We start from the raw sequence: 21,143 nt of genomic DNA, 5'->3' as shown, positions 1-21,143 counted from the left end.
TTGTTATTGTTGTGGGGTGTTGCTTTAGGAGAGGGCTATAGCGAGATATGTGCCATGTTCTTAACTTGTTGAAATTAAACAGTAATTTTCTGTATTTGGCGTGCTTCTTTGAATGTGGTCTCTAACTTGAGACAAGTGACAAACAAGTGTGGGAGGGGGCTTGCCCCCGATGGCAGTGTGTCAGCCAACCAATAGCCAGCTGAAGCACCACCATCGGGGGCAAGCCCCCTCCCACATTAGCTAGTCTCTGTATTGAAATTCGTGTCTCTGTTTGGAGATCAGTTGATACCCAACGCCACCATCTTCTTGTACAGCGTCGACCGCCCAAGCCCCAACCGCTTGGCCGCTTCCACCACATTTCCCTCGCACGCGCTCAATGCCGCCGCGATGATCTGCCGATCAAACCGCTCCCGCGCCGCACTGAAGCTTTCGCCCTCGACTGTCGCGACGGCACTCCCACGCTCCACGGGGGTAAAGGTGCCAATCGCCGCCCGAATCTCCCCGGCATTCAACACCAGGTCATCACTGAGCAACGCCGCCCGTTCCAGCACATTGCGCAACTCACGGATGTTCCCCGGCCACGCATGCTGCGCCAGCAGTGCCAGGGCCTCGCGGTCCAGTTCATGCTGGCTGCGCAGTTCCTCCAGGATCGCCTCGCTCAACGCCGGAATATCCTCCAGCCGCTCACGCAACGGCGGCACCTGGATTGGCAGCACATTCAGCCGGTAATACAAGTCCGCGCGGAACTCGCCGCGCTTGATCGCCGCCTCCAGGTCCATGGAGGTGGCGGCGATCACCCGCACATCGCTGTGCAGCATCTCATTGGAACCCACCGGCTCGAATTCCTTTTCCTGCAACACGCGCAGCAGTTTGCTTTGCAAGGGCAGGGGCATGTCACCGATTTCGTCGAGGAACAGCGTGCCGCCCTGGGCGATCTGGAACTTGCCGGGGCGGCCCTTGCGGTCGGCGCCGGTAAACGCGCCCGGTGCGGTGCCGAAGAACTCGGCTTCCAGCAGGTCAGCGGGAATCGCCGCGCTGTTGATGCTGACAAAGGCCTTGTGCGCGCGGCTGGACGCGCCATGAATCGCCTGGGCCAGCAGCTCCTTGCCGGTACCGGTTTCGCCCAGCAGCAACACGGGCGATTCGGCGCTGGCACTGCGCCGCGCCCGGCGTTTCACTTCGAGGCTGGCGGCGCTGGTGCCGATAAAATGCGCGAAGTTGTATTTGCTCTGCCGCGAGCGCAGCAAGGAGCGCGTCGACGCCAGTTCTTGCTGCATGCTCAGGTAGCGCTCAATCAGTGGCGACAGGTTGCGCAGTTCATCAAACAAGGCAAAGCCGATCGCACCGATCACCGCACCGGCGTCGTTGTGGATCGGCAAGCGCATCACCACCAACGGGCCCTTGGGCGTGTCCTGGATGTCCAGCAATATGGGCTGGTCATTGCGTACCACCTGGCGCAGCAGGCTGTTGGAGATCACCTGCTCGCACGGCTGGCCGATGGCCTCGTCGGCGCTCTTGAGGCCAAAGCGCTTGGCGTAGCGCTCGTTCATCCACACGATATTGGCGTCGCGGTCGACAATCACCGTGCCTTCGCTGGACTGCTCGATGATCTCGAACAGCGACTGGATAGCCAGGCCGCGAACCTGTTGGTAATCCGTGAGGCTGGTACTCATGACGACAGCCCGCACGCCGCCGCCAGCAGCTCTTGGGTGTAAGGATGCTGCGGTGCATCAAACACCTGGTGGCTCGCGCCGGCCTCCACCACCTTGCCATCCTTGATCACGATCATGTCATGGGCCATGGCACGCACCACGGCCAGGTCGTGGCTGATAAACAGGTAGGTCAGGCCGTATTTCTCCTGCAACTCACGCAGTAGCGCCACCACTTGTTTCTGCACGGTGCGGTCGAGGGCCGAGGTCGGTTCGTCGAGCAACATCAGCGCCGGCTTGAGCACCAGGGCGCGGGCGATGGCGATGCGTTGGCGCTGACCACCGGAGAACTCATGGGGGTAGCGATGGCGGCTGGCGGGATCGAGGCCCACGTCCTTGAGCACCTGCACCACCTGTGCATCGCGGTCGGCCAGGCTGCACGGTGCGTGCACCTCCAGGCCTTCGCTGATGATCTGCTCCACGGTCATGCGCGGGCTGAGGCTGCCGTAGGGGTCCTGGAACACCACCTGCATCTGCTTGCGCCATGGGCGCATCTGCTTATGGTTCAGCGGGTCGAGGGCTTCACCCTGGAAGCGGATGCTGCCCGTGGAATCAAGAAGCCGCAAAATCGCCTGGCCCAGGGTGGACTTGCCCGAGCCGGACTCGCCGACAATCCCCAGGGTCTTGCCGCGCTGCACGCTCAGGCTGATGCCATCCACCGCCCGCAAGTAAGTCTTGCGCCGGAACAAACCACCGCCGAGGGGGAATTGCACGGTCAGGTCATCCACCTGCAATACCGTCTCGCGTGCATCGCTGCACAGCGCATCGCCGGCCGGCTCTGCATCCAGCAGCAGGCGGCTGTAGGGGTGCTGCGGCGCGTTGAACAGTGTCTGGCAGTCGGCTTGCTCGACGATTTCACCGGCACGCATCACACACACGCGCTGGGCAATGCTGCGCACCAGGTTGAGGTCGTGGCTGATCAGCAGCAGGGACATGCCCAGGCGTTGTTGCAGGGACTTGAGCAGCAGCAGGATCTTGCGCTGTACCGTCACGTCCAGGGCGGTGGTGGGTTCGTCGGCGATCAGCAGTTCCGGTTCGCAGGCCAGGGCCATGGCGATCATCACCCGTTGGCGCTGACCTCCGGAGAGCTGATGCGGATAAGCCTTGAGGCGTTCCTGGGGCTTCTGGATGCCCACCAGTTCGAGCAGTTCCAGGATGCGCGCCTGCGCCGCCTTGCCGCCCAGGCCCTTGTGCAGCAGCAGGGTTTCGCCGATCTGCTTTTCGATGCTGTGCAACGGGTTGAGCGAGGTCATCGGCTCCTGGAAGATCATGGCAATGCGGTTGCCACGCAGCTTCTGCAAGGTGGCGGCTGAAGCGCCGACCAGTTCCTGGCCACGGTACTTGATGGAACCGGTGGTTTGAGTACCGGCCTCGGGCAGCAGTTGCAGGATCGAGTGGGCCGTCACCGACTTGCCCGAGCCCGACTCGCCCACCAGTGCCAAACACTCGCCGGGGCGTACGTCCAGGCACAGGTTGCGCACCACGGTCTGGCCACTGAACGCGACGCTGAGGTCGCGGATTTCGATCAGGTTCATAGGCAGTCACTCATGAGCGTGGGTCGAAGGCATCACGCAATGCCTCGCCGATAAAGACCAGCAGCGACAGGATCAGCGCCAGGGTGAAAAACGCTGTCAGGCCCAGCCACGGCGCTTGCAGGTTCTGCTTGCCCTGGGCGATCAGCTCACCCAGGGACGCGCTGCCTGCCGGCATGCCGAAACCGAGGAAGTCCAGCGCGCTCAGCGTCGAAATCGCACCGGTCAGGATGAACGGCAGGTAACTCAAGGTCGCCGTCATGGCGTTGGGCAGGATATGCCGACGGATGATTTTGCCATCGCCCAGGCCCAGCGCCCGTGCGGCCTTGACGTATTCCAGGTTGCGCCCGCGCAGGAACTCGGCGCGCACCACATCCACCAGGGCCAGCCAGGAAAACAGCGCCATGATCCCCAGCAGCCACCAGAAATTCGGCTCCACAAAACCCGACAGGATGATCAGCAGGTACAGCACCGGCAATCCGGACCACACCTCCAGCACGCGCTGGCCGATCAGGTCCACCCAACCGCCGTAATAGCCCTGCAATGCGCCGGCGGCAATGCCGATGGCTGCGCTGATCGCGGTGAGCGCCAGCGCAAACAGGATCGATACCCGGGCGCCAAAGATCACCCGCGCCAGTACATCCCGCGACTGGTCATCGGTGCCCAGCCAGTTCACCGTCGAAGGCGGGCTGGGGGCAGGGCGGGTCAGCTCGTAGTTGGGCGTGTCGTCGCTGAACGGAATCGGCGGGAACAGCATCCAGCCGCCGTCCTGCTCGATCAGCTTTTGCACGTAGTCACTGCGATAGTCAGCCTGGAACGGCAACTGGCCGCCGAACTGTTGCTCGGTGTAGCGCTTGAACACCGGGAAATACAGCTCGTTCTTGAAACTCAGCACCAAGGGTTTGTCATTGGCGATCAACTCGCCGCCCAGGGTCAGGATAAACAGGCCGATAAACAGCCACAGCGACCACCAGCCGCGGCGGTTTTTCTTGAAGCGCTCGAAACGCCGACGGGCCACGGGAGACAGGTTAAGCATCAAGCGTTCCTCGCGGCGAAGTCGATACGCGGGTCCACCAGGGTGTAGCAGAGGTCACCGATGAGTTTTATCAAGAGACCGAACAAGGTGAAGATGAACAGCGAACCGAATACCACAGGGTAGTCCCGGGACACAGCCGCCTCGTAGCTCATGCGGCCCAGGCCATCGAGGGAGAAAATCACCTCGATCAGCAGCGAACCGGCAAAGAACACGGCAATAAAGGCCTGGGGAATTCCGGAGATCACCAGCAACATCGCATTGCGGAAGACATGCCCGTAGAGCACGCGTCGTTCGCTCAAGCCCTTGGCGCGGGCGGTCACCACGTACTGGCGCGTGATTTCATTGAGGAACGAGTTCTTGGTGAGGATGGTCAGCGTGGCAAACCCGCCGATCACCAGCGAGGTGACCGGCAATACCAGATGCCAGAAGTAATCGGCGAGCTTGCCCACGGTGCTCAGCTCTTCGAAGTTTTCCGACACCAGACCGCGCACCGGAAACCAGTTCAACGATGTGCCACCGGCAAACACTACGATCAGGAACATCGCGAACAGGAATGCCGGCATCGCATAGCCGATGACAATCGCGGTGCTGCTCCACACGTCGAAGCTACTGCCGTGGCGCACCGCCTTGCGAATCCCCAGGGGAATCGACACCAGGTAGGTGATCAACGTGGCCCACAGGCCGAGGGAGATGGTCACGGGCATTTTTTCCAGGATCAGCTCGATCACCGTCTTGCCGCGAAAGAAGCTGTTGCCGAAGTCCATCTGGGCATAGCTCTTGAGCATCAGCCACAGGCGTTCCGGCGCGGGTTTGTCGAAGCCATACTGTTTCTCGATGTCAGCGATCAGCTTCGGGTCCAGGCCACGGCTGGCGCGGGAGCCGCTGCTGATGCCTTCACCGGAGGAACCGCCGACGCCGCCGCCGCCGATCCCTTGCAGATGGGCGATGGCTTGTTCCACCGGGCCGCCGGGGGCGGCCTGCACGATCACGAAATTCACCAGCAGGATGATCACCAGCGTCGGGATGATCAGCAGCAGGCGCCGCACGATATAGGCCAACATCAGTGCGCACCTCCGCGTTTTTTCAGCTCGGCATTCATTTGCTCATTCGTCAGGGGCGTGGGGCTGATTTCCCACCAGGTTTCCAGTGCTTCGTCGTTCTTTGCCTCGATGGCCGGGCGGCCGAAACGGTTCCACCATGCTGCGGAGGTGCCGGGCGGGTAGTAATTGGGGATCCACAGGTAGTTCCATTGCAGCACCCGGTCCAGCGCGTGGGCGTAAGTGAGCATCTGCGCCTGGGTGTCGGCCTTGACCAGGCCCTTGATCAGGCTGTCGACGGCGGGGTCCTTGAGTACGGCGTAGTTGTTGGCGCCTGGATCGTAGGCGGCGGCCGAGCCAAAATAGTTGTACAGCTCCATGCCCGGTGACGTGGTGACGGGGAAACCAATGACGATCATGTCGTAATCCCTGGCCATGATCCGATTCACATATTGCGAGGAGTCGATACGGCGGATATTGAGGGTAATACCGATCTGCGCGAGGTTACGTTTGTACGGTAACAACAGACGTTCGAGGCCGTTCTGAGTGTTAAGGAACGTGAATTCCAGCGGTTCGCCTTCGGCGTTTACCAATTTGTCACCCTCTGGCTTCCAGCCTGCTTCTTCCAACAGGCCCAGGGCTTGCAACTGCTTGTCGCGGATCATGCCGCTACCATCGGTGACCGGTGCCTTGAACACTTGGCTGAACACTTCGTCGGGGACCTGGCCACGCAAGGGTTCAAGAATCGCCAGCTCTTCTTTTGTTGGCGGCTGGCTGGCGGCCAGCGGGCTGTTGGAGAAGTAACTCTGCTGGCGGATGTACATATTGCGCATCATCTGCCGGTTGGCCCATTCAAAATCCCACAGCATCGCCAGGGCCTGGCGCACGCGGCGGTCCTTGAATATCGGTTTTTGCACGTTGAACACATAACCCTGGGCCGGTTGCGGCATTTCCTTGGCCAGGTGCGCACGTTGCAGGCGCCCGTCATCCAGGGCCGGGCCGTTGTAGCCGATGGAATACCCGGTGGCAGAAAACTCACGGTTGAAATCGTAGGCGCCGCCGCGCAATACCTGGCGGGCCACTTCGGTGTCGCCGAAATACTCCAGGCTCAGGTGATCGAAGTTGTACAGGCCACGGCTGACAGGCAAGTCCTTGCCCCACCAGTTCGGATCACGGGTAAAGGTGATGGTACTGCCGGAGTCGATCTTGCTGACTTTGTACGGACCGCTGCCCAGGGGGGCTTCATAGCCACCGCCGTTGGCAAAGTCACGGGTCTTCCACCAGTGCTCGGGGAAGACAGGCAGGGTAGCGATGTCCAGGGGCAGGGTACGGTTTTCATTGCTGGAGAAATCGAAACGTACCTGGCGCTCGCCTTCGACTTCGACGTGCTTGACGTCGGCGAACAGGGTGCGAAAGCGCAGGCTGCCCTGGGTCATCAGCAGGTCGAAGCTGTAGCGCACGTCTTCGGCGGTGATCGGCTTGCCATCGGCAAAGCGCGCCTTGGGGTTGAGGAAAAAGCGTAGCGACAGGCCGTCGTCGGCGCGCTCCATTTTTTCGGCGACCAGGCCGTAGACCGTGTAGGGCTCGTCCAGGGAACGCTGGGCCAGGGGCGCGTAGAGCCAGCCGTCAACCTGGGACACGCCGATGCCTTTGTCGATATATGGCAATACATGGTCGAAGCGTCCGATCTCGATGGCCGAGCGGCGCAGGCTGCCACCCTTGGGGGCGTCAGGGTTGGCGTAGTCGAAATGGGTAAAGCCGGCAGGGTACTTGGCCGGTTCGCCATACACCGTCAGGTACGGTTGAGGCGCCGCGATCACGGCAGTGCTGGTCAGCAGCAGTGCCAGGGACGAGCTCAAGAAGTAAGAAAAAGCCAATCGCATTGTCAGCCTTGAACGCCGTATGAAGAAGGAAAGGGATTTGTACGCTAACGGCATGAGCGTCGCCAGTCATCACATGCACAACGGCCCACCAAAAGGCGGGCCGTTGTTTATTGCATCAGCACAGACGGGATCAGTCCTGGCGGCTGGTGACTTCGAGCAGGTGATAGCCGAACTGGGTCTTTACCGGGCCTTGCACGGTGTTGACCGGGGCGCTGAACACGACGGTGTCGAATTCCTTGACCATCTGGCCTGGACCGAACGAACCCAGGTCACCACCTTGGCGGCTGGATGGGCAGCTGGAGTTGGCTTTGGCGACTTCTGCGAAATCGGCGCCGCCTTCGATTTGGGCCTTGAGTTCGTTGCACTTGTCTTCAGTGGAAACGAGGATGTGACGGGCGGTGGCTTTGGCCATGGGAAGTAACTCCTTGAATAAAAAAGGTGAGCCTACCGGATTCAGGCGGTTATTTCCTGGCAAAGTTCCACTCGATTAACCGAGTGGCTCAGGTACAGGCCATGGCGCCGCCACGGGGAGCCATTCGATGAGTTGCGCATGCACTGTCAGGTAGGGTTCAGGTCAGGACGATGTAGTCGTTCTGCTGGATGACCGGTCGGTGCGGTCCCTGCACCAGGTGGATATAACGACCGTCCACCAGGTCGATGGGCAGGCAGTCGTCGATGTCCAGTACCCCATCGGTGTGGGCCTGGGACCAGTGACGCAGCATCTGTTGCTTGCCCTTGTTCGTGGCCTCCTGCTTATTGCGGGCGGCCACCAGGAGGTAGTGGTGGGCCTCGCCAAAGCTGTTGGCTTCGTAACCGCCCAGGTTGATGAAGTACAGGTGATGTGCGCCGGCGGCAGGGGCCAGGGGGCTGAGTTCGACTTTCCAGCCGTCGACGCCATCCACCGCCATCCACGAGTCGATATGCATGCCCTTGGGGCTGCCGAACCAGTCGGCACGCAGTTGCGGGTAGGCTGCTTCCAGCGTGTCCGCCACGGCAAACACCACATCGTGAACTTCAATTTTCGCCCGCGGGTGCTTACCCCCGAGCATGACGACAAACAGCATTGCAGAGACTTCCTGGCGACTTGGCAGAGGCTAACCATACTTCGATTGAACCCTTTTGTCCGACCAATGCCACACTGTTAATCCGCGAACTCATCAGGAGGTTGTCATGCGTACCATTGATCTGGCGGGCGTTCCCGTCCCTGTCATCGGCCAGGGCACCTGGCGCATGGGCGAAAATCCCGACCAGCACCGCGCGGAAGTGGCGGCGTTGCAACTGGGCATCGACGAGGGCATGACCCTCATCGATACCGCCGAAATGTACGGGGAGGGCGGTGCTGAAACGGTCGTCGGCGAGGCCATTCGTGGCCGCCGCGACCAGGTGTTCCTGGTGAGCAAGGTCTACCCGCACAACGCCAGCCACAAGGGCGTGCCCCGTGCCTGTGAGGCCAGCCTACAGCGCCTGGGCACCGACTACATTGATCTGTATCTGCTGCACTGGCGCGGCCAGTACCCGCTGGAAGAAACGGTCGAAGCCTTCGAACGCCTGCGCGAAGCCGGCAAGATCGGACGCTGGGGCGTTTCCAACTTCGACGTGGCCGACTTGCAGGAACTTGCCTCCCCGGCCTGCGCCACCAACCAGGTGTTGTACAACATTGAAGAACGCGGCATCGAATTCGACCTGCTGCCCTGGTGGCAACAGCACCACTTGCCCTTGATGGCGTACTGCCCGATCGCCCAGGGCGGCGAACTGTTGTCTAGCCCCACCCTCAAGCAGATCGCCCGCCGCCACGAGGTCACACCCGCCCAGGTTTCCCTGGCCTGGGTGTTGCGCCAGGACGGTGTGATCGCCATCCCCAAGGCCGTTACACCCGAGCACGTGCGACTCAACGCAGCCGCAGCCAAGCTGGTGTTGGATGAGCACGACCTGGACGCGATCGATCGGGTATTCGGCGCACCGAAACGCAAGCATCCTTTGGCGATAGTGTAGTTGCCGTACAGGCATGGCGCCTTCCCTGGCGCCGTGCCTGTGTCAAGCCGGTTTAACCTGCAACCGGGCTGCGCCAGTCATCCGACCCCGAAGTACCGGACACTTCGTGGGTCCACACGATCTTGCGATAGGTGAAATACACATCTTCCAGGTGAGTGAAATGGGCGTTGTCGGGGTCCTGGCAGTTGGGCATGCGTGACTGGATATCCACGATGGTCGCCCCCTCCAGTTCGATGGTGAAGTAATGCTCCTGGGTGCCGGCCGACGAAGTGCGCAGCCACTCCAGCCGGCACTTGACCTCTTCGCCGCTGGTCAATGCACTGAAGAGCAAGGGCGAGGACTTATCGAACACTTTGCTGATCATCAGGGGTTTATGGACGCGCTGACCTGTTGGCTGGCCTGACTGTGGGTCGCGGGGAATGATCACCTGATGAGAAAAAGCCTGGACCAGAATCTGGTCTTCATGGCCTTCCTGGTAAATGTTACCTACCGAGTCCTGGGTAAACGTGCCTGCCGTGATCAAACCTTGTTTTACACCGGTAATGGAGAGATACGCGGGTGTTGGCATGACGGGGTTCCTTGTCTGATTGATGAGGTCGTTCCAACCGATAAGTTTTTTCGGCTGGGCAAATGCCTATAACAAGAAACGTGCCTGAAAGTGCAGGCGCCAATGAAATCAGGGTGATGCTGTTGTATAAGGTCGAATATCCAGCGCGATAGGCTGCTACTGGGCTTAATTGCGCGTATTCGATTGCGCATGGGTGCGCATTTAGTTGCTCATATTGAACTGTTGATAAATGCTGAAGTTTGACGATTAGCTGATTGGCTATGCAGTGTTAGGTGCGCAAAATCCTGCGCGCACCCTGTGGTAACTGGGTTTGTAGGAAAAGGACTAAGTGCAGTTCCATCGCTTGCTGAATGTTTTGGGCATGACTAAGGTTCGAGGGCTTCGCAGGAAATTGCGAACTAAAGATCGCTGGCTGTCACGCAGTACTTGCGTGGTTAGTTGGTTTTTTTATGGGTTTTTAGTTGTGTGTGGTGGCAAATGGTTTGTTCGGATGATCGGTATGATTATTATCTGGAAGTTGCGCGATCACCCTGTACGCAAACAAGTTTTGCGGGCAGCGATATGCGCTTTTCGAGTGAATATGAAGTGCTGGAGTCCGAGCTGGCCAAGGCACACTCGATTCATGCCGGCAGCCAGCCCGACTGGCACAAGGTGCTGGAAACCAGCGAGAACCTGCTGCGCCATCAGTCCAAGGATCTGCGGGTGGCTGTGTGGCTGACCTGGGCATTGCACCAGCGTGAATCCTACCCGGGGCTGCTGGCGGGGCTCGGGTTGTTGCGCTACCTCTGCGAGCATCAGTGGTCGGTGCTCTACCCGGAAAAACCGCGCACCCGCGGTGCCGCATTCGGATGGCTGGTGTTGCGCCTCGAGCCGCTGTTCACGCAGGGCCTGGCGCTCCAGAACCAGCAGCCTTTGTTCCGCTCCTTGCTGGAGCACCTGGTGCATCTGGATGAGCTTTGGGCCGAGCACCTCGGGGATGATGCGCCGCTGCTGTTGCCTGTTCGCAGGCAATTGGCGCAGCGATTGGAGCGGGCAGCGCAGGACGATACCCCGGTGGCGGGATTGAGCGGAGTTATCGAGCAAGTCAAGCAGGCCGCCAGCCAATTGCGCAAGTCCGAAGCGGCGGTGGAGAGCGAAAAGGACGCCCACAAGGTGCTCCGTACCTTGCAGGAGCAGGCCCGCCCACTCTGTGCCTGGTGGCTGCGCCAGAGCGCCACCGACCTGCGCGCGTTGCGTTTGAGTCGGACACTGGCATGGCTGGCACTTGCCAGCTACCCGAATGCCGATAACGAGCAGGTGACCGCGTTGCGCGGGCCCGCTCCCGACAAGCTCAAACGTTATCAGGAGCGCTTTGCACAAGGCCATCACGCAGACCTGGTGCTTGAACTTGAGGCCAGTCTTGCCGGGGCGATGTTCTGGTTCGATGGTCTGCGCATGCTCTGGGAATGCCTGGAGGTCCTGCAGGCCGACCTGGCCATGACCGAGCTGGAAGTGACCTTCGCGCTGTTACTGCAACGCTTGCCGGACCTGCCGGAGTTTCGCTTTCACGACGGCGTACCCTTTGCCGACGCAGCCACTCGCGACTGGATCTCCCAGCAGGTTGTCCGTCACCTGCACAGGTCCGAATTACCCGCAGCAGTGATCGATGCGAACGCCGAGCCCTGGGCAACCGCGTTGCAGGCGTTGACACCGCGGCTGCGTCAGGACGGACTCAAGTCTGCCATTCGAGAACTCAAGCAAGGCATGCAGGCCGCGCGCAGTGATCGCGCACGTTTTCATTGGCGGCTCGCCCAAGCGCGTCTGTGCATACAGGCGGGCAAGCATGAGCTGGCGAAGATCCAGCTCGAACAGCTTGACCATGAACTGCAACGCATGGGCCTGGAGCGCTGGGAGCCGGAGCTGGCCCTGGAAGTGACGCAGCTCCTGCACCGCTGTTGCGACCTGCTGCCACAAAACCATGCCGTGCGCGAACGCAAGGAAGACACCCATCGCAGGCTGTGCCTCTTCGATCTGGAAGCGGTACTTGAATAGGCTTTCGAGCCACTTGAAAAAGGAGAGACACCATGGCCAAAGAAGGTTCGGTAGCCCCCAAGGAACGTATCAACATCACGTTCAAACCTGCCATCGGCGGGGCGCAGGAAGAAGTCGAGCTGCCATTGAAACTGTTGGTGCTGGGCGATTTCACCCAGCGTGAGGATGTGCGCAAGCTCGAAGATCGCAAGCCCATCGCAATCGACAAGAACACCCTGGATGACGTGTTGGCCAAGCAGGCATTGAGCTTGACGTTGAGCGTGCCCAACCGTTTGCAGGAGGAGGCGGGCGTCGACGAGTTGGCCATTCAGGTACGCATCAACGGCATGAAGGATTTCAACCCTGCGAACCTGGTGGAGCAGGTACCCGAGTTGCACAAGCTGATGGCCCTACGTGAGGCACTCGTGGCGTTGAAGGGGCCATTGGGCAACACCCCGAGCTTTCGCAAGGCTATCGAGCAAGCCCTGGCCGACGACGAGTCCCGGGCACGGGTACTGGCGGAACTAGGGCTGGACAGCCCCGACGCCTGACATTTTCCAGTAAAAGGACACTGACCCCATGACGACACAACCGCATTCGCTGCCGGCACAACCTGCTGATCAGCACAGCATCCTCGATAACATCGTTGCCCAGACATTGCTGAGCGCCGACGACGACGCCTATGACATTGCCAAGCGCGGTGTATCGGCGTTCATCGAAGAGTTGATCAAGCCCCAGAACCGTGGCGAGCCCGTCAAGAAACGCCTCGTCGACCGGATGATCGCCGAGATCGACACCAAGCTCAGCCTGCAGATGGACGAGATACTCCACCATCCCGACTTCCAGGCGCTGGAAGCGTCCTGGAAGGGGTTGCAACTGCTGGTCGATCGCACCAACTTTCGCGAGAACATCAAGATCGAACTGCTGAACGTCTCCCGGCAAGACCTGCTGGAAGATTTCGAAGACTCGCCGGAAGTGACCCAGTCCGGGTTGTACAAGCACATCTACAGTGCGGAATACGGGCAGTTTGGTGGCCAGCCGGTGGGCGCAATTATCGCCAACTACTTCCTGTCCCCCAGCGCCCCTGATGTAAAGCTGATGCAGTACGCCGCCAGTGTGGCCTGCATGGCCCATGCGCCATTTATCGCAGCCGCCGGGCCGGCGTTCTTCGGCTTGGAAAGTTTCACCGGTTTACCCGACCTCAAGGACCTGAAGGATCACTTCGAAGGCCCGCAATTTGCCAAATGGCAGAGCTTTCGCCAAAGCGAAGATGCGCGCTACATCGGCTTGACCGTGCCGCGATTCCTGCTGCGCACGCCCTATGATCCGCTTGAGTGTCCAGTCAAGACCTTTGCCTACCAGGAAAACGTGGTCAACAGCCACGAGCACTACCTGTGGGGCAACACGTCCTACGCCTTCGCCACGCGCCTGGCTGACAGTTTCGCGCGGTTCCGCTGGTGCCCGAACATCATTGGCCCGCAAAGCGGTGGAGCGGTGGAAGACTTGCCGTTGCATCACTTCCAGAGCATGGGGGAAATCGAAACCAAGATCCCCACCGAAGTACTGGTGTCCGACCGTCGTGAATACGAACTGGCGCAAGAAGGCTTCATCGCCTTGACGATGCGCAAGGGCAGTGACAACGCGGCGTTTTTTTCCGCCAGCTCGGTGCAAAAGCCGAAACACTTCGGGCTCAGCCCCGAGGGCAAGGAAGCCGAGCTGAATTACCGCCTGGGCACCCAGTTGCCATACATGATGGTGGTCAATCGCCTGGCCCATTACCTCAAGGTCCTTCAGCGTGAGCAATTGGGCTCATGGAAGGAGCGCACCGACCTGGAGCTCGAACTCAATAAATGGATTCGCCAGTACGTGGCCGACCAGGAAAACCCCAGCGCTGAAGTCCGTGGGCGACGTCCCTTGCGGGCGGCACGCATCGTCGTCAGTGATGTCGAGGGTGAGCCCGGCTGGTACCGCGTCAACCTGAGTGTGCGACCGCATTTCAAGTACATGGGCGCTGATTTCACGCTATCCCTCGTCGGCAAGCTCGACAAAGAATGAGCAAGGACCAGGAAGTGCGCGGTTATCGAAGCCTGTTCGAGCGCCTCGAGCGTCCGGCGGCAACCTCCGCCAGTAGCGTGACATCTGTCGCGAACCACCTGGGGAAAATGCTCAGTATCCGTGCCGGCAGCGTTCAGACATTGCCGGACTACGGTATGCCCGACCTCAATGATATGAATCAGAGCCTGCATGAATCACTGAGTCAGTCACGTCTGTTGATCGAGCGCTTTATCCGAGCGTACGAGCCGCGCTTGAAGCAGGTAAAAGTGATGATGTTGCCACGGGATCATGACCCGCTGGCGCTTGCGTTCGCTATCGAAGCCACCCTGGTGGTCAAGGGTGTCGCTCAACCGGTGGTGTTTACCGCGCGGCTCTCTGATTCCGGCCGGGTAGAGGTCATGCCTGATGACCTTTAACCGTTACTACCAGAGCGAACTCAGTGCACTGCGACAGCTCGGTCGACGTTTCTCCGAGCGCAATCCGGCGCTTGCTCCCTTTCTTGCGGAGGCGGGTCAGGACCCGGACGTAGAGCGGTTACTGGAAGGCTTTGCGTTTCTCACCGGGCGCTTGCGTCAGAAACTGGATGACGAGCTTCCAGAGCTGACGCATTCGCTGATGCAGTTGCTCTGGCCCAACTACATGCGTCCATTGCCGGCGTTCAGCATCCTGCAGTTCGATCCGCTGAAACACTCAGGCCCTGGTGTGTGGGTCGCGCGCGATACACCGGTTGAAAGTGTCGCAGTCAATGACGAACGATGCCGCTTTCGTACCTGCTACGCCACTCAGGTTCTACCGTTGCAACTGAGTGCGCTGGACTACAGCGCCCAGGCTGAGCGGGGCAGTTTGAGCCTGCGCCTGGAGATGAGTGCAGAAGGCAACTTCAGTGAGTGGAACGTCGATCAGCTACGTCTGCATCTGGCGGGGGATCGCTACATCAGCCAGGCGTTGTACCTGAGTCTGTTGCGTCATCTGGAGGGTATCGAGTTGCTGCCTTTCGGTCGGGATGGCTTTCCGGTCAGTGGGGAGGATGGGCAGGCGATATCGCTGCGTCTGGAGGCCGATCAGGTTCAGCCGGTAGGGTTCAGCGAGGAGCAGGCACTGATTCCGTATCCAGCGAATACTTTTGGCGGCTATCGCCATCTGCACGAGTACTTTGCCTTTCCCGACAAGTACCTGTTTGTCGACGTGGGAGGGTTGGGAGTACTGCACCGATTACCTGGCGAACTGCTCAAGCAGGTGTGCGGCGTAGTGATGCGCTTCCGATTGGGCAGGCCATGGCGAGAACCCGGGCAGCCCACTCTGGATAACGTGAAGCTGTACTGCACCCCCATCGTCAACCTGTTCAAGCATGACGCGGTACCTATCCGCCTGGACGGAAAACAGGACGAATACCTGCTGATCCCTGGTGAGTACTCACGTGGTAACGCCAGTGTATTTTCCGTAGACAGCGTCACGGGTTGGCACCCCGGGGGGCTGGGGTATCAGGCCTACGTGCCCTTTGAATCCTTCGAGCATGAGGGTGATAGCGCGCGTTCCCAGGGACCGGCGAGTTACAGCATTCGCCAGCGGCCATCGGCGCAGCACACCGGGCTGGATACCTGGCTCGGGTTGGGCAGCGGTCTGGAGCTGGATCAGCAGACGCTGTCGATCGAGCTGACGTGCACCAATCACAACCTGCCTCGACAGTTGCAGATCGGCGACATCAACCAGCCTTGCGAGCAGACGCCGCAAGGGCTGTCGTTTCGGAATATCTGCGCACCGACAGCCAGTTTTACTCCGCCTCTGGACCAGGACTTTCTCTGGCGGCTGATCAGCAACATGTCGCTCAACTACCTGTCGCTGACCGACATCCATGCCTTGAAAGTGATCTTCGAAACCTACGATTTGCCGCGCTATCACGATCGCCAGGCGCAGAAGGTCAGCGAGCGGCGATTGGGCGCGATGCGCTCGGTCAGCCACACAGCAGTCGACCAATTGCTCCACGGCTTGCCGATTCGAGGGTTACGCATCGACTTGACCATCGATCCCCAGGGCTTCCTGGGGGAGGGCGAGGTGTTTGTGTTCGCCTCGGTGCTCAACGAATTCTTCGCGCTGTACGCCAGCCTCAACGCTTACCACGAACTTAGAGTCATCAGCACACAAGGAGACGTGTACCTATGGTCACCACGGATGGGCCAGCAGCCCCCGCTTTGACACAACTGACCCGGGTCATCCGTGAGTACTCGCTGTTTCAGGCGGTCCTGCGGGTCATCAAGCGTCTGCGCGATGCCCATCCGTTGCTGGATGACGACACGCTGTACGACTTGCTTGAGTTCCAGGCCAACCCGGGCCTGGGTTTTCCCGGTCACGATATCGACCGGGTGGCGTTTTTTATCGAGCACGGCCAGTTGCGTGCGCGTTTGCGTCTTAACGTACTGGGCCTGTGTGGTGCGGGTTCGCCATTGCCAGCGTTTTACGCTGAGCAGGCGTGCGCCGATGAATTGGGTGCCCATGCAACCCGGGACTTCCTCGACGTGTTCCATCACCGTCTGCAACGGCTGATGCTGCCGATCTGGCGCAAATATCGCTATCGGGCGTGTTTCCAGGCAGGCGCCCGTGATGCCTTCTCCGAGCAGATGTTTGCGTTGATCGGGTTAAGAGGGCCGCAGGTCCGCAGCGCCACGCAACTGAACGGCAAGCGACTGTTGCCCTACCTGGGGTTGCTCAGCCTGCGGGTGCATTCTGCGGCCTTGATCGAGACGGTGCTGCGTTACTACTTCAAACACCGCCGTTTGTTCGTCGAGCAATGGGTCCTGCGCAGCGTGATCATCGCCGAATCACAGCGAAATCGGCTTGGCGCCGCCAACAGTACCCTTGGCCATGACCAGGTGCTGGGCAGCCAGGTGGCTGATCGCAACGGCAAGTTCAGGGTGCATCTGCAGGGGGTGGGGTGGGACCGATTCCATGGTTTTTTGCCGACCGGCGCGGACTACCCGCTGCTGTGTTCGTTGGTGCGCCTGACGGCGCGGGACCCTTTGGACTATGACGTGCGTCTGGTCATGGCCAAGGAAGAGATCCGGCCGCTGCACATCGGCGAACACAACGTCTGCCGCCTCGGCTGGACCAGTTGGCTGGCGCATGAAAGCGCCGACGGTGTGGTCATTGTGCCAGGCAACGCTTATTAGGGATGAATCAGGATGATGACTGTGGACCTGCAACAACTTATCCAGGCATTGACCCCCCAGGCCCGCAGAGACCTGGAGCGTTCCGCCGAGCGCTGCGTCATGCGCGGCGGCAGGGAAGTGCTGGTGGAAGACCTGCTGTTGACCCTGCTCGAGCATCGCGATGGCCTGCTGGTGCGGGCGCTGAAGGATGCCGGTATTGAAACCGCAGAACTGCAAGCCACGCTGCAACCCAAGGGGGAGGCCAGTGCGTCACGCAATCCGGTGTTTGCCCAGGCACTGGTGCAATGGCTGCAACAGGCTTCGATGGTTGCTCATTTGGAATTGCGACACATTGAAATCGATCACGGCGCCCTGTTGCTGGCGCTCTTGCGCCATCCGCGGCAGCACGCGGGCAGCGCCTATCAGGTTTTTCTGAGCCGGCTGGATGCACAGCGTGTGCAGGCGTTCGTGTCGGATCAGGCGCCTCGTACAGACCCTGCGCCGCAGGGCGAATCAATGCTGGAGCGCTTCACTCACGACCTGACACGCCAGGCCCATGAAGGGCGTATTGACCCGGTGTTATGTCGTGACGTTGAGATCGGCCAGTTGATCGACATACTCATGCGTCGACGCAAGAACAACCCAATCCTGGTCGGTGAAGCCGGAGTGGGCAAGACAGCCGTTGTCGAAGGCCTCGCGTTGCGTGTGGCCACTGCACAGGTGCACGAGTCTCTCAGGGAGGTGCGGCTACTGACCTTGGACATGGGCCTGCTCCAGGCCGGTGCCAGTATCAAAGGCGAGTTCGAGCGACGCCTGAAGGGTGTGATCGATGAGGTCAACGCCGCGGTGAAACCGGTGATCCTGTTTATCGATGAAGCGCACACGCTGGTGGGGGCGGGTGGGCAGGCGGGTGCGTCCGATGCCGCCAATCTGCTCAAGCCGGTGCTGGCTCGCGGCAAGTTGCGCACCATCGCTGCAACGACCTGGACGGAATACAAGAAATACTTTGAAAAAGACCCGGCATTGGCGCGGCGTTTCCAGCCTGTTCGGGTCGGAGAACCCAGCGTCGAGCAAGCGATCTCGATCCTGCGCGGATTAGTCCCGGTGTATGAGCGCAGTCATGGTGTTTACGTGCGCGACGATGCGGTGGTCGCGGCGGCGCAGATGAGCGCCCGTTACTTGGCCGGGCGTCAGTTGCCCGACAAGGCGGTAGATGTGCTGGATACCGCTTGCGCTCGTTTGAGCACTCGCCGGGAGACCGCGCCTGAGGCGTTGCAACACCTTTATGCAGAACAGGCGGCGGGGGCGCGGCAGCGTCAGGCATTGAGCCGAGACCGGGACGAAGGCTTTCCCGTGGACGAACAGACCTTGCACGCGCTGAACCTGCGGATGGAGGCGCTGGACGGCGAGCGCCTGGACCTCGAGCAACGCTGGCTTGCACAGCAGCAAACCACGCAGCAGGTGTGCCCCCGCCTGGTGGCTCAGGTCATCAGTGCATGGACGGGGATCCCGGTTGAACAACTGGCACTTGAGCACAGTGAACAGGTACTGGGTTTTGCCGATGCGCTGCGCCTGCGCATTCTCGGCCAGGAGCAAGCGGTGCAGGCCCTGGACCGCAACCTGCGTGCCGTTGCTGCGGGGCTCAACAAGGCTGATGCGCCGGTCGGCGTATTCCTGCTGGTCGGCCCCAGTGGCGTGGGCAAGACTGAGACGGCGCTGGCCATTGGCGACCTGCTGTATGGCGGTGAGCGCTTCGTCACCACCCTCAACATGTCGGAGTTCCAGGAAAAACATTCCCTGTCTCGGTTGATTGGCGCACCGCCCGGTTATGTCGGTTTTGGCGAGGGCGGCGTGTTGACGGAAGCTGTGCGCCAACGCCCGTATTCGGTAGTGCTGCTCGATGAGGTCGAGAAGGCCGACCCAGAAGTGTTCAACCTGTTCTACCAGATTTTCGACAAGGGCCTGGCCAATGATGGAGAAGGGCGGGAAATCGACTTTCGCAACACGCTGATCCTGATGACGTCCAACCTGGGCAGTGAGCGCATCGGGCAATTGTGCGCAGGTGGCGGACGACCTGACGTGCGAACGCTGCATGAGGCGATCCTGCCGCAATTGCGGGACCACTTCAAAGCCGCGTTATTGGCCAGGATGCGTGTCGTGCCGTATTACCCGGTCACGGGTGACGTCCTGCATGACCTGGCAAGGCTCAAGCTCGAACGCCTGGGGCAACGCTTGAGTCTGCGCAGTCTGGCATTCAGTTACACGTCGGAGCTGGTTGAACACATGGCCGAGCGGTGCGCCCACGATGACAGTGGCGCGCGTTACGTCGATCAATGGATCGAGCTGCATTTGTTGCCACAGGTGGTCGATCGGCGGTTGCAAGCCATGGCCCGAGGTGAGCCTGTGTCACAGGTCCATGCCCGGCTGGCGGCTAACGGCGTTCCAACCTGTGAGTTCAGCCAATGAGGGAGGATCGGCTGCTCACCCTGCTGCCCCGTTCGGCGGTCTGTGCCGATGCGCTGCTTGACGGGTTCATCCGCCTGGGCAGCGCGGACGACGCAGCCACTCTCCCCGGTTTGTGTGTCGCCGCAGCGGCGCGACTGAGCGAGTGTGACCTCAGCCAATGGTACTGGCGCAACGAATCCACTGGCCGGCTTGAGCTGATCGCCCAGCATTTGCAAGGCATGCCTTGCCCTGGCGATCCGGCCTGTACCAAGGATTTCCAGCATGAACAGGTGCTGCACTACGTGCTCAACCAGCAAACTGCCCTTAGCCTGGAAGAACACTCAGGCAGCATGTACGAGTACGGTTTCCTGCCGGTCATGGAGGCCCCCTGGCAAGCGTTGTCATGTGTGCCGTTGTTTGACCGAGGCAAGGGCATCAAGGGGGTACTGCTGTGTGCCAGCCAGCATCGGAAAAATCTGCAGGGCTACACCGCCGCCTTGAGCCAGTTGGGCAGCCTTGCCTTGATGCAGCGCGCTTTACTGCAGTGTCAGTGTGCCACTGGATGTGTTGCCCAGCCCCAGGCTTACATGCCGGCGCCACGTTCAGCGTACGGGTTGATCGGCAGCAGCCTGGCTATGGACGAGACGTATCGTTTGATCGGCAAGGTCCTGCATACCCCCTACACCGTGTTACTGCGTGGCGAGACCGGTACAGGCAAGGAGGTCGTGGCGCGGGCGATCCATTCTGCGGGGCCGCGCAGGAGCAAAGCATTTGTGGTGCAAAACTGTGCGGCGTTTCCCGAAGGGCTGCTGGAGAGTGAGCTGTTCGGTTACCGCAAAGGTGCTTTCACAGGGGCCGAGCGTAACCACGCCGGGCTGTTTGACAGCGCGGACGGCGGCACGCTGCTCCTCGACGAAATCGGTGATATGCCGCTGTCGCTGCAGGCTAAATTGCTGCGGGTCTTGCAGGAGGGCGAAGTGCGTCCGTTGGGCGCCAGTACGGCCCACAAGGTGGATGTACGCATCATCGCCGCCACCCACCGTGACCTCGCCACCATGGTCGCCCAAGGCAGTTTTCGCGAGGACCTTTACTACCGGCTTGCGCAGTTTCCCATCGAACTGCCGCCCCTGCGTGAGCGTGACGGCGATGTGTTGCTGTTGGCGCGGGAGTTCGCGCATCAAGCCTCTGCTGACCTCGGGCGTGTGCCGGTGGAATGGTCGAGTGCAGCCCTTGATCAACTCTCGGGTCACGCCTTCCCCGGCAATGTCCGCGAACTCAAGTGCCTGGTGGAACGTGCGGTGCTGCTCTGTGACGACGGTGTGATCCTGCCGGCACACCTGTCCTTGCCGGTGCCGGCTGCCACCGGGGCAGTCGATGCGACGCTGCGCCAACGCCTGGAGCGGGTAGAGCGGGTATTCCTGATCGATTGCCTGCACAAGAACCGTGGCAATCGCACCCGTACCGCTCGTGAGTTGGGCGTTGCGCGGCGCACGCTGCTTTACCGCCTGGCGCGCTTGAAAATCCCCGTGGGGGACGCCCGCGAGGAGTGTTGAGCAGGGAACGTGCGGGCCGCTTATTTTCATGGGAGATACCTGATGCCTTTTCATCCGTGGCAAGCCCTGGTGCTTGCGCTGTGTTTGTTGAGTGGCTGTAACGCCAATTATGTCTTTGATGACGCCGACTACCGTCCGTTGGGTGACCCCCACGCGACTCGTCGTGGGCACTGAACAGGG

18 protein-coding genes are annotated in these 21,143 nt (G+C 60.6%); 10 read left to right on the top strand and 8 right to left on the bottom strand.

The genetic code is table 11. From position 1 onward, the window contains the following. Positions 1-278: 278 nt before the first annotated feature. From LUU92_RS15890 to LUU92_RS15860, 7 genes are all read right to left on the bottom strand, one after another. A complete protein-coding gene (locus tag LUU92_RS15890; RefSeq protein WP_071487998.1) occupies positions 279-1,673 on the bottom strand; it encodes a sigma-54 interaction domain-containing protein in 1,395 nt (464 codons plus the stop codon). Then, positions 1,670-3,244, bottom strand: coding sequence for an ABC transporter ATP-binding protein (locus LUU92_RS15885; RefSeq protein WP_222541643.1), 1,575 nt, complete (start codon positions 3,242-3,244; stop codon positions 1,670-1,672). The genes LUU92_RS15890 and LUU92_RS15885 overlap by 4 nt, the downstream gene beginning before the upstream one ends. A gap of 10 nt (positions 3,245-3,254) precedes the next feature. Then, positions 3,255-4,277 (bottom strand): ABC transporter permease, encoded by a 1,023-nt coding sequence (locus LUU92_RS15880; protein ID WP_071487996.1) that lies wholly within the window; start codon positions 4,275-4,277, stop codon positions 3,255-3,257. Beyond that, positions 4,277-5,338 carry a microcin C ABC transporter permease YejB gene (locus LUU92_RS15875; RefSeq protein WP_257102276.1) on the bottom strand — a complete coding sequence of 354 codons (1,062 nt, stop codon included), beginning with the start codon at positions 5,336-5,338 and terminating at the stop codon, positions 4,277-4,279. The genes LUU92_RS15880 and LUU92_RS15875 overlap by 1 nt, the downstream gene beginning before the upstream one ends. After that, positions 5,338-7,197 (bottom strand): extracellular solute-binding protein, encoded by a 1,860-nt coding sequence (locus LUU92_RS15870; protein ID WP_071487994.1) that lies wholly within the window; start codon positions 7,195-7,197, stop codon positions 5,338-5,340. Before LUU92_RS15870 ends, LUU92_RS15875 begins: the two co-directional genes overlap by 1 nt. 130 nt (positions 7,198-7,327) lie before the next feature. Further along, entirely contained in the window at positions 7,328-7,609 is a 282-nt protein-coding gene (locus LUU92_RS15865; RefSeq protein WP_003174386.1) for a peptidylprolyl isomerase, read from the bottom strand. A gap of 157 nt (positions 7,610-7,766) precedes the next feature. Continuing rightward, positions 7,767-8,261, bottom strand: a complete 495-nt coding sequence (locus LUU92_RS15860; RefSeq protein WP_071487993.1) for a DUF1543 domain-containing protein — start codon at positions 8,259-8,261, stop codon at positions 7,767-7,769. Between the two features lie 106 nt (positions 8,262-8,367). On the opposite strand from LUU92_RS15860, the gene LUU92_RS15855 reads away from it, so the two are divergent. Then, the gene (locus LUU92_RS15855; protein ID WP_257102275.1) at positions 8,368-9,189 is read left to right on the top strand and encodes an aldo/keto reductase; all 822 of its coding nucleotides are present in this window, start codon (positions 8,368-8,370) and stop codon (positions 9,187-9,189) included. A gap of 52 nt (positions 9,190-9,241) precedes the next feature. On the opposite strand, the gene LUU92_RS15850 is transcribed toward LUU92_RS15855, so the two are convergent. Then, on the bottom strand, positions 9,242-9,757 hold the full coding sequence (locus tag LUU92_RS15850) for an Hcp family type VI secretion system effector (protein WP_025858362.1): 516 nt from the start codon (positions 9,755-9,757) through the stop codon (positions 9,242-9,244). A 477-nt stretch (positions 9,758-10,234) separates the two neighbouring features. Between LUU92_RS15850 and tssA the strand changes: the two genes are divergently transcribed. Genes tssA through LUU92_RS15805 form a run of 9 tightly spaced genes read left to right on the top strand, consistent with a single transcriptional unit; the run spans position 10,235 to position 21,137 of the window. Continuing rightward, on the top strand, positions 10,235-11,788 hold the full coding sequence (gene tssA, locus LUU92_RS15845) for a type VI secretion system protein TssA (RefSeq protein WP_257102274.1): 1,554 nt from the start codon (positions 10,235-10,237) through the stop codon (positions 11,786-11,788). Between the two features lie 32 nt (positions 11,789-11,820). Further along, positions 11,821-12,318, top strand: a complete 498-nt coding sequence (gene tssB / locus LUU92_RS15840) for a type VI secretion system contractile sheath small subunit (RefSeq protein WP_092244306.1) — start codon at positions 11,821-11,823, stop codon at positions 12,316-12,318. A gap of 28 nt (positions 12,319-12,346) precedes the next feature. Then, positions 12,347-13,822, top strand: a complete 1,476-nt coding sequence (gene tssC / locus LUU92_RS15835; RefSeq protein WP_257102273.1) for a type VI secretion system contractile sheath large subunit — start codon at positions 12,347-12,349, stop codon at positions 13,820-13,822. Next, the gene (gene tssE / locus LUU92_RS15830; RefSeq protein ID WP_371322021.1) at positions 13,819-14,238 is read left to right on the top strand and encodes a type VI secretion system baseplate subunit TssE; all 420 of its coding nucleotides are present in this window, start codon (positions 13,819-13,821) and stop codon (positions 14,236-14,238) included. Before tssC ends, tssE begins: the two co-directional genes overlap by 4 nt. Continuing rightward, the gene (gene tssF / locus LUU92_RS15825; RefSeq protein ID WP_257102272.1) at positions 14,228-16,015 is read left to right on the top strand and encodes a type VI secretion system baseplate subunit TssF; all 1,788 of its coding nucleotides are present in this window, start codon (positions 14,228-14,230) and stop codon (positions 16,013-16,015) included. Before tssE ends, tssF begins: the two co-directional genes overlap by 11 nt. Then, positions 15,979-16,986 carry a type VI secretion system baseplate subunit TssG gene (gene tssG, locus LUU92_RS15820; RefSeq protein ID WP_257102271.1) on the top strand — a complete coding sequence of 336 codons (1,008 nt, stop codon included), beginning with the start codon at positions 15,979-15,981 and terminating at the stop codon, positions 16,984-16,986. The genes tssF and tssG overlap by 37 nt, the downstream gene beginning before the upstream one ends. A 12-nt stretch (positions 16,987-16,998) precedes the next feature. Then, positions 16,999-19,431, top strand: a complete 2,433-nt coding sequence (locus LUU92_RS15815) for an AAA family ATPase (RefSeq protein ID WP_257102270.1) — start codon at positions 16,999-17,001, stop codon at positions 19,429-19,431. Beyond that, entirely contained in the window at positions 19,428-20,963 is a 1,536-nt protein-coding gene (locus LUU92_RS15810) for a sigma-54 interaction domain-containing protein (protein ID WP_257102269.1), read from the top strand. The genes LUU92_RS15815 and LUU92_RS15810 overlap by 4 nt, the downstream gene beginning before the upstream one ends. Positions 20,964-21,005: 42 nt before the next feature. Then, positions 21,006-21,137, top strand: coding sequence for a type VI secretion protein (locus LUU92_RS15805; RefSeq protein ID WP_081049244.1), 132 nt, complete (start codon positions 21,006-21,008; stop codon positions 21,135-21,137). Positions 21,138-21,143 lie beyond the last annotated feature (6 nt).

Origin of the sequence: Pseudomonas extremorientalis (assembly GCF_024584605.1) — a bacterium.
In the GTDB taxonomy this organism is placed as follows: domain Bacteria; phylum Pseudomonadota; class Gammaproteobacteria; order Pseudomonadales; family Pseudomonadaceae; genus Aquipseudomonas; species Aquipseudomonas extremorientalis.
This window is presented reverse-complemented; position numbering and strand designations above follow the sequence as displayed.

Coding starts and splice junctions, on each gene's coding strand:
- LUU92_RS15885 (WP_222541643.1), bottom strand. CDS start 3,244: ATGAACCTGATCGAAATCCGCGACCTCAGCGTCGCGTTCAGTGGCCAG.
- tssB (WP_092244306.1), top strand. CDS start 11,821: ATGGCCAAAGAAGGTTCGGTAGCCCCCAAGGAACGTATCAACATCACG.
- tssF (WP_257102272.1), top strand. CDS start 14,228: ATGACCTTTAACCGTTACTACCAGAGCGAACTCAGTGCACTGCGACAG.
- LUU92_RS15815 (WP_257102270.1), top strand. CDS start 16,999: ATGATGACTGTGGACCTGCAACAACTTATCCAGGCATTGACCCCCCAG.
- tssE (WP_371322021.1), top strand. CDS start 13,819: ATGAGCAAGGACCAGGAAGTGCGCGGTTATCGAAGCCTGTTCGAGCGC.
- tssG (WP_257102271.1), top strand. CDS start 15,979: ATGGTCACCACGGATGGGCCAGCAGCCCCCGCTTTGACACAACTGACC.
- LUU92_RS15810 (WP_257102269.1), top strand. CDS start 19,428: ATGAGGGAGGATCGGCTGCTCACCCTGCTGCCCCGTTCGGCGGTCTGT.
- LUU92_RS15860 (WP_071487993.1), bottom strand. CDS start 8,261: ATGCTGTTTGTCGTCATGCTCGGGGGTAAGCACCCGCGGGCGAAAATT.
- LUU92_RS15875 (WP_257102276.1), bottom strand. CDS start 5,338: ATGTTGGCCTATATCGTGCGGCGCCTGCTGCTGATCATCCCGACGCTG.
- tssC (WP_257102273.1), top strand. CDS start 12,347: ATGACGACACAACCGCATTCGCTGCCGGCACAACCTGCTGATCAGCAC.
- LUU92_RS15865 (WP_003174386.1), bottom strand. CDS start 7,609: ATGGCCAAAGCCACCGCCCGTCACATCCTCGTTTCCACTGAAGACAAG.
- LUU92_RS15805 (WP_081049244.1), top strand. CDS start 21,006: ATGCCTTTTCATCCGTGGCAAGCCCTGGTGCTTGCGCTGTGTTTGTTG.
- LUU92_RS15890 (WP_071487998.1), bottom strand. CDS start 1,673: ATGAGTACCAGCCTCACGGATTACCAACAGGTTCGCGGCCTGGCTATC.
- LUU92_RS15880 (WP_071487996.1), bottom strand. CDS start 4,277: ATGCTTAACCTGTCTCCCGTGGCCCGTCGGCGTTTCGAGCGCTTCAAG.
- LUU92_RS15850 (WP_025858362.1), bottom strand. CDS start 9,757: ATGCCAACACCCGCGTATCTCTCCATTACCGGTGTAAAACAAGGTTTG.
- tssA (WP_257102274.1), top strand. CDS start 10,235: ATGGTTTGTTCGGATGATCGGTATGATTATTATCTGGAAGTTGCGCGA.
- LUU92_RS15855 (WP_257102275.1), top strand. CDS start 8,368: ATGCGTACCATTGATCTGGCGGGCGTTCCCGTCCCTGTCATCGGCCAG.
- LUU92_RS15870 (WP_071487994.1), bottom strand. CDS start 7,197: ATGCGATTGGCTTTTTCTTACTTCTTGAGCTCGTCCCTGGCACTGCTG.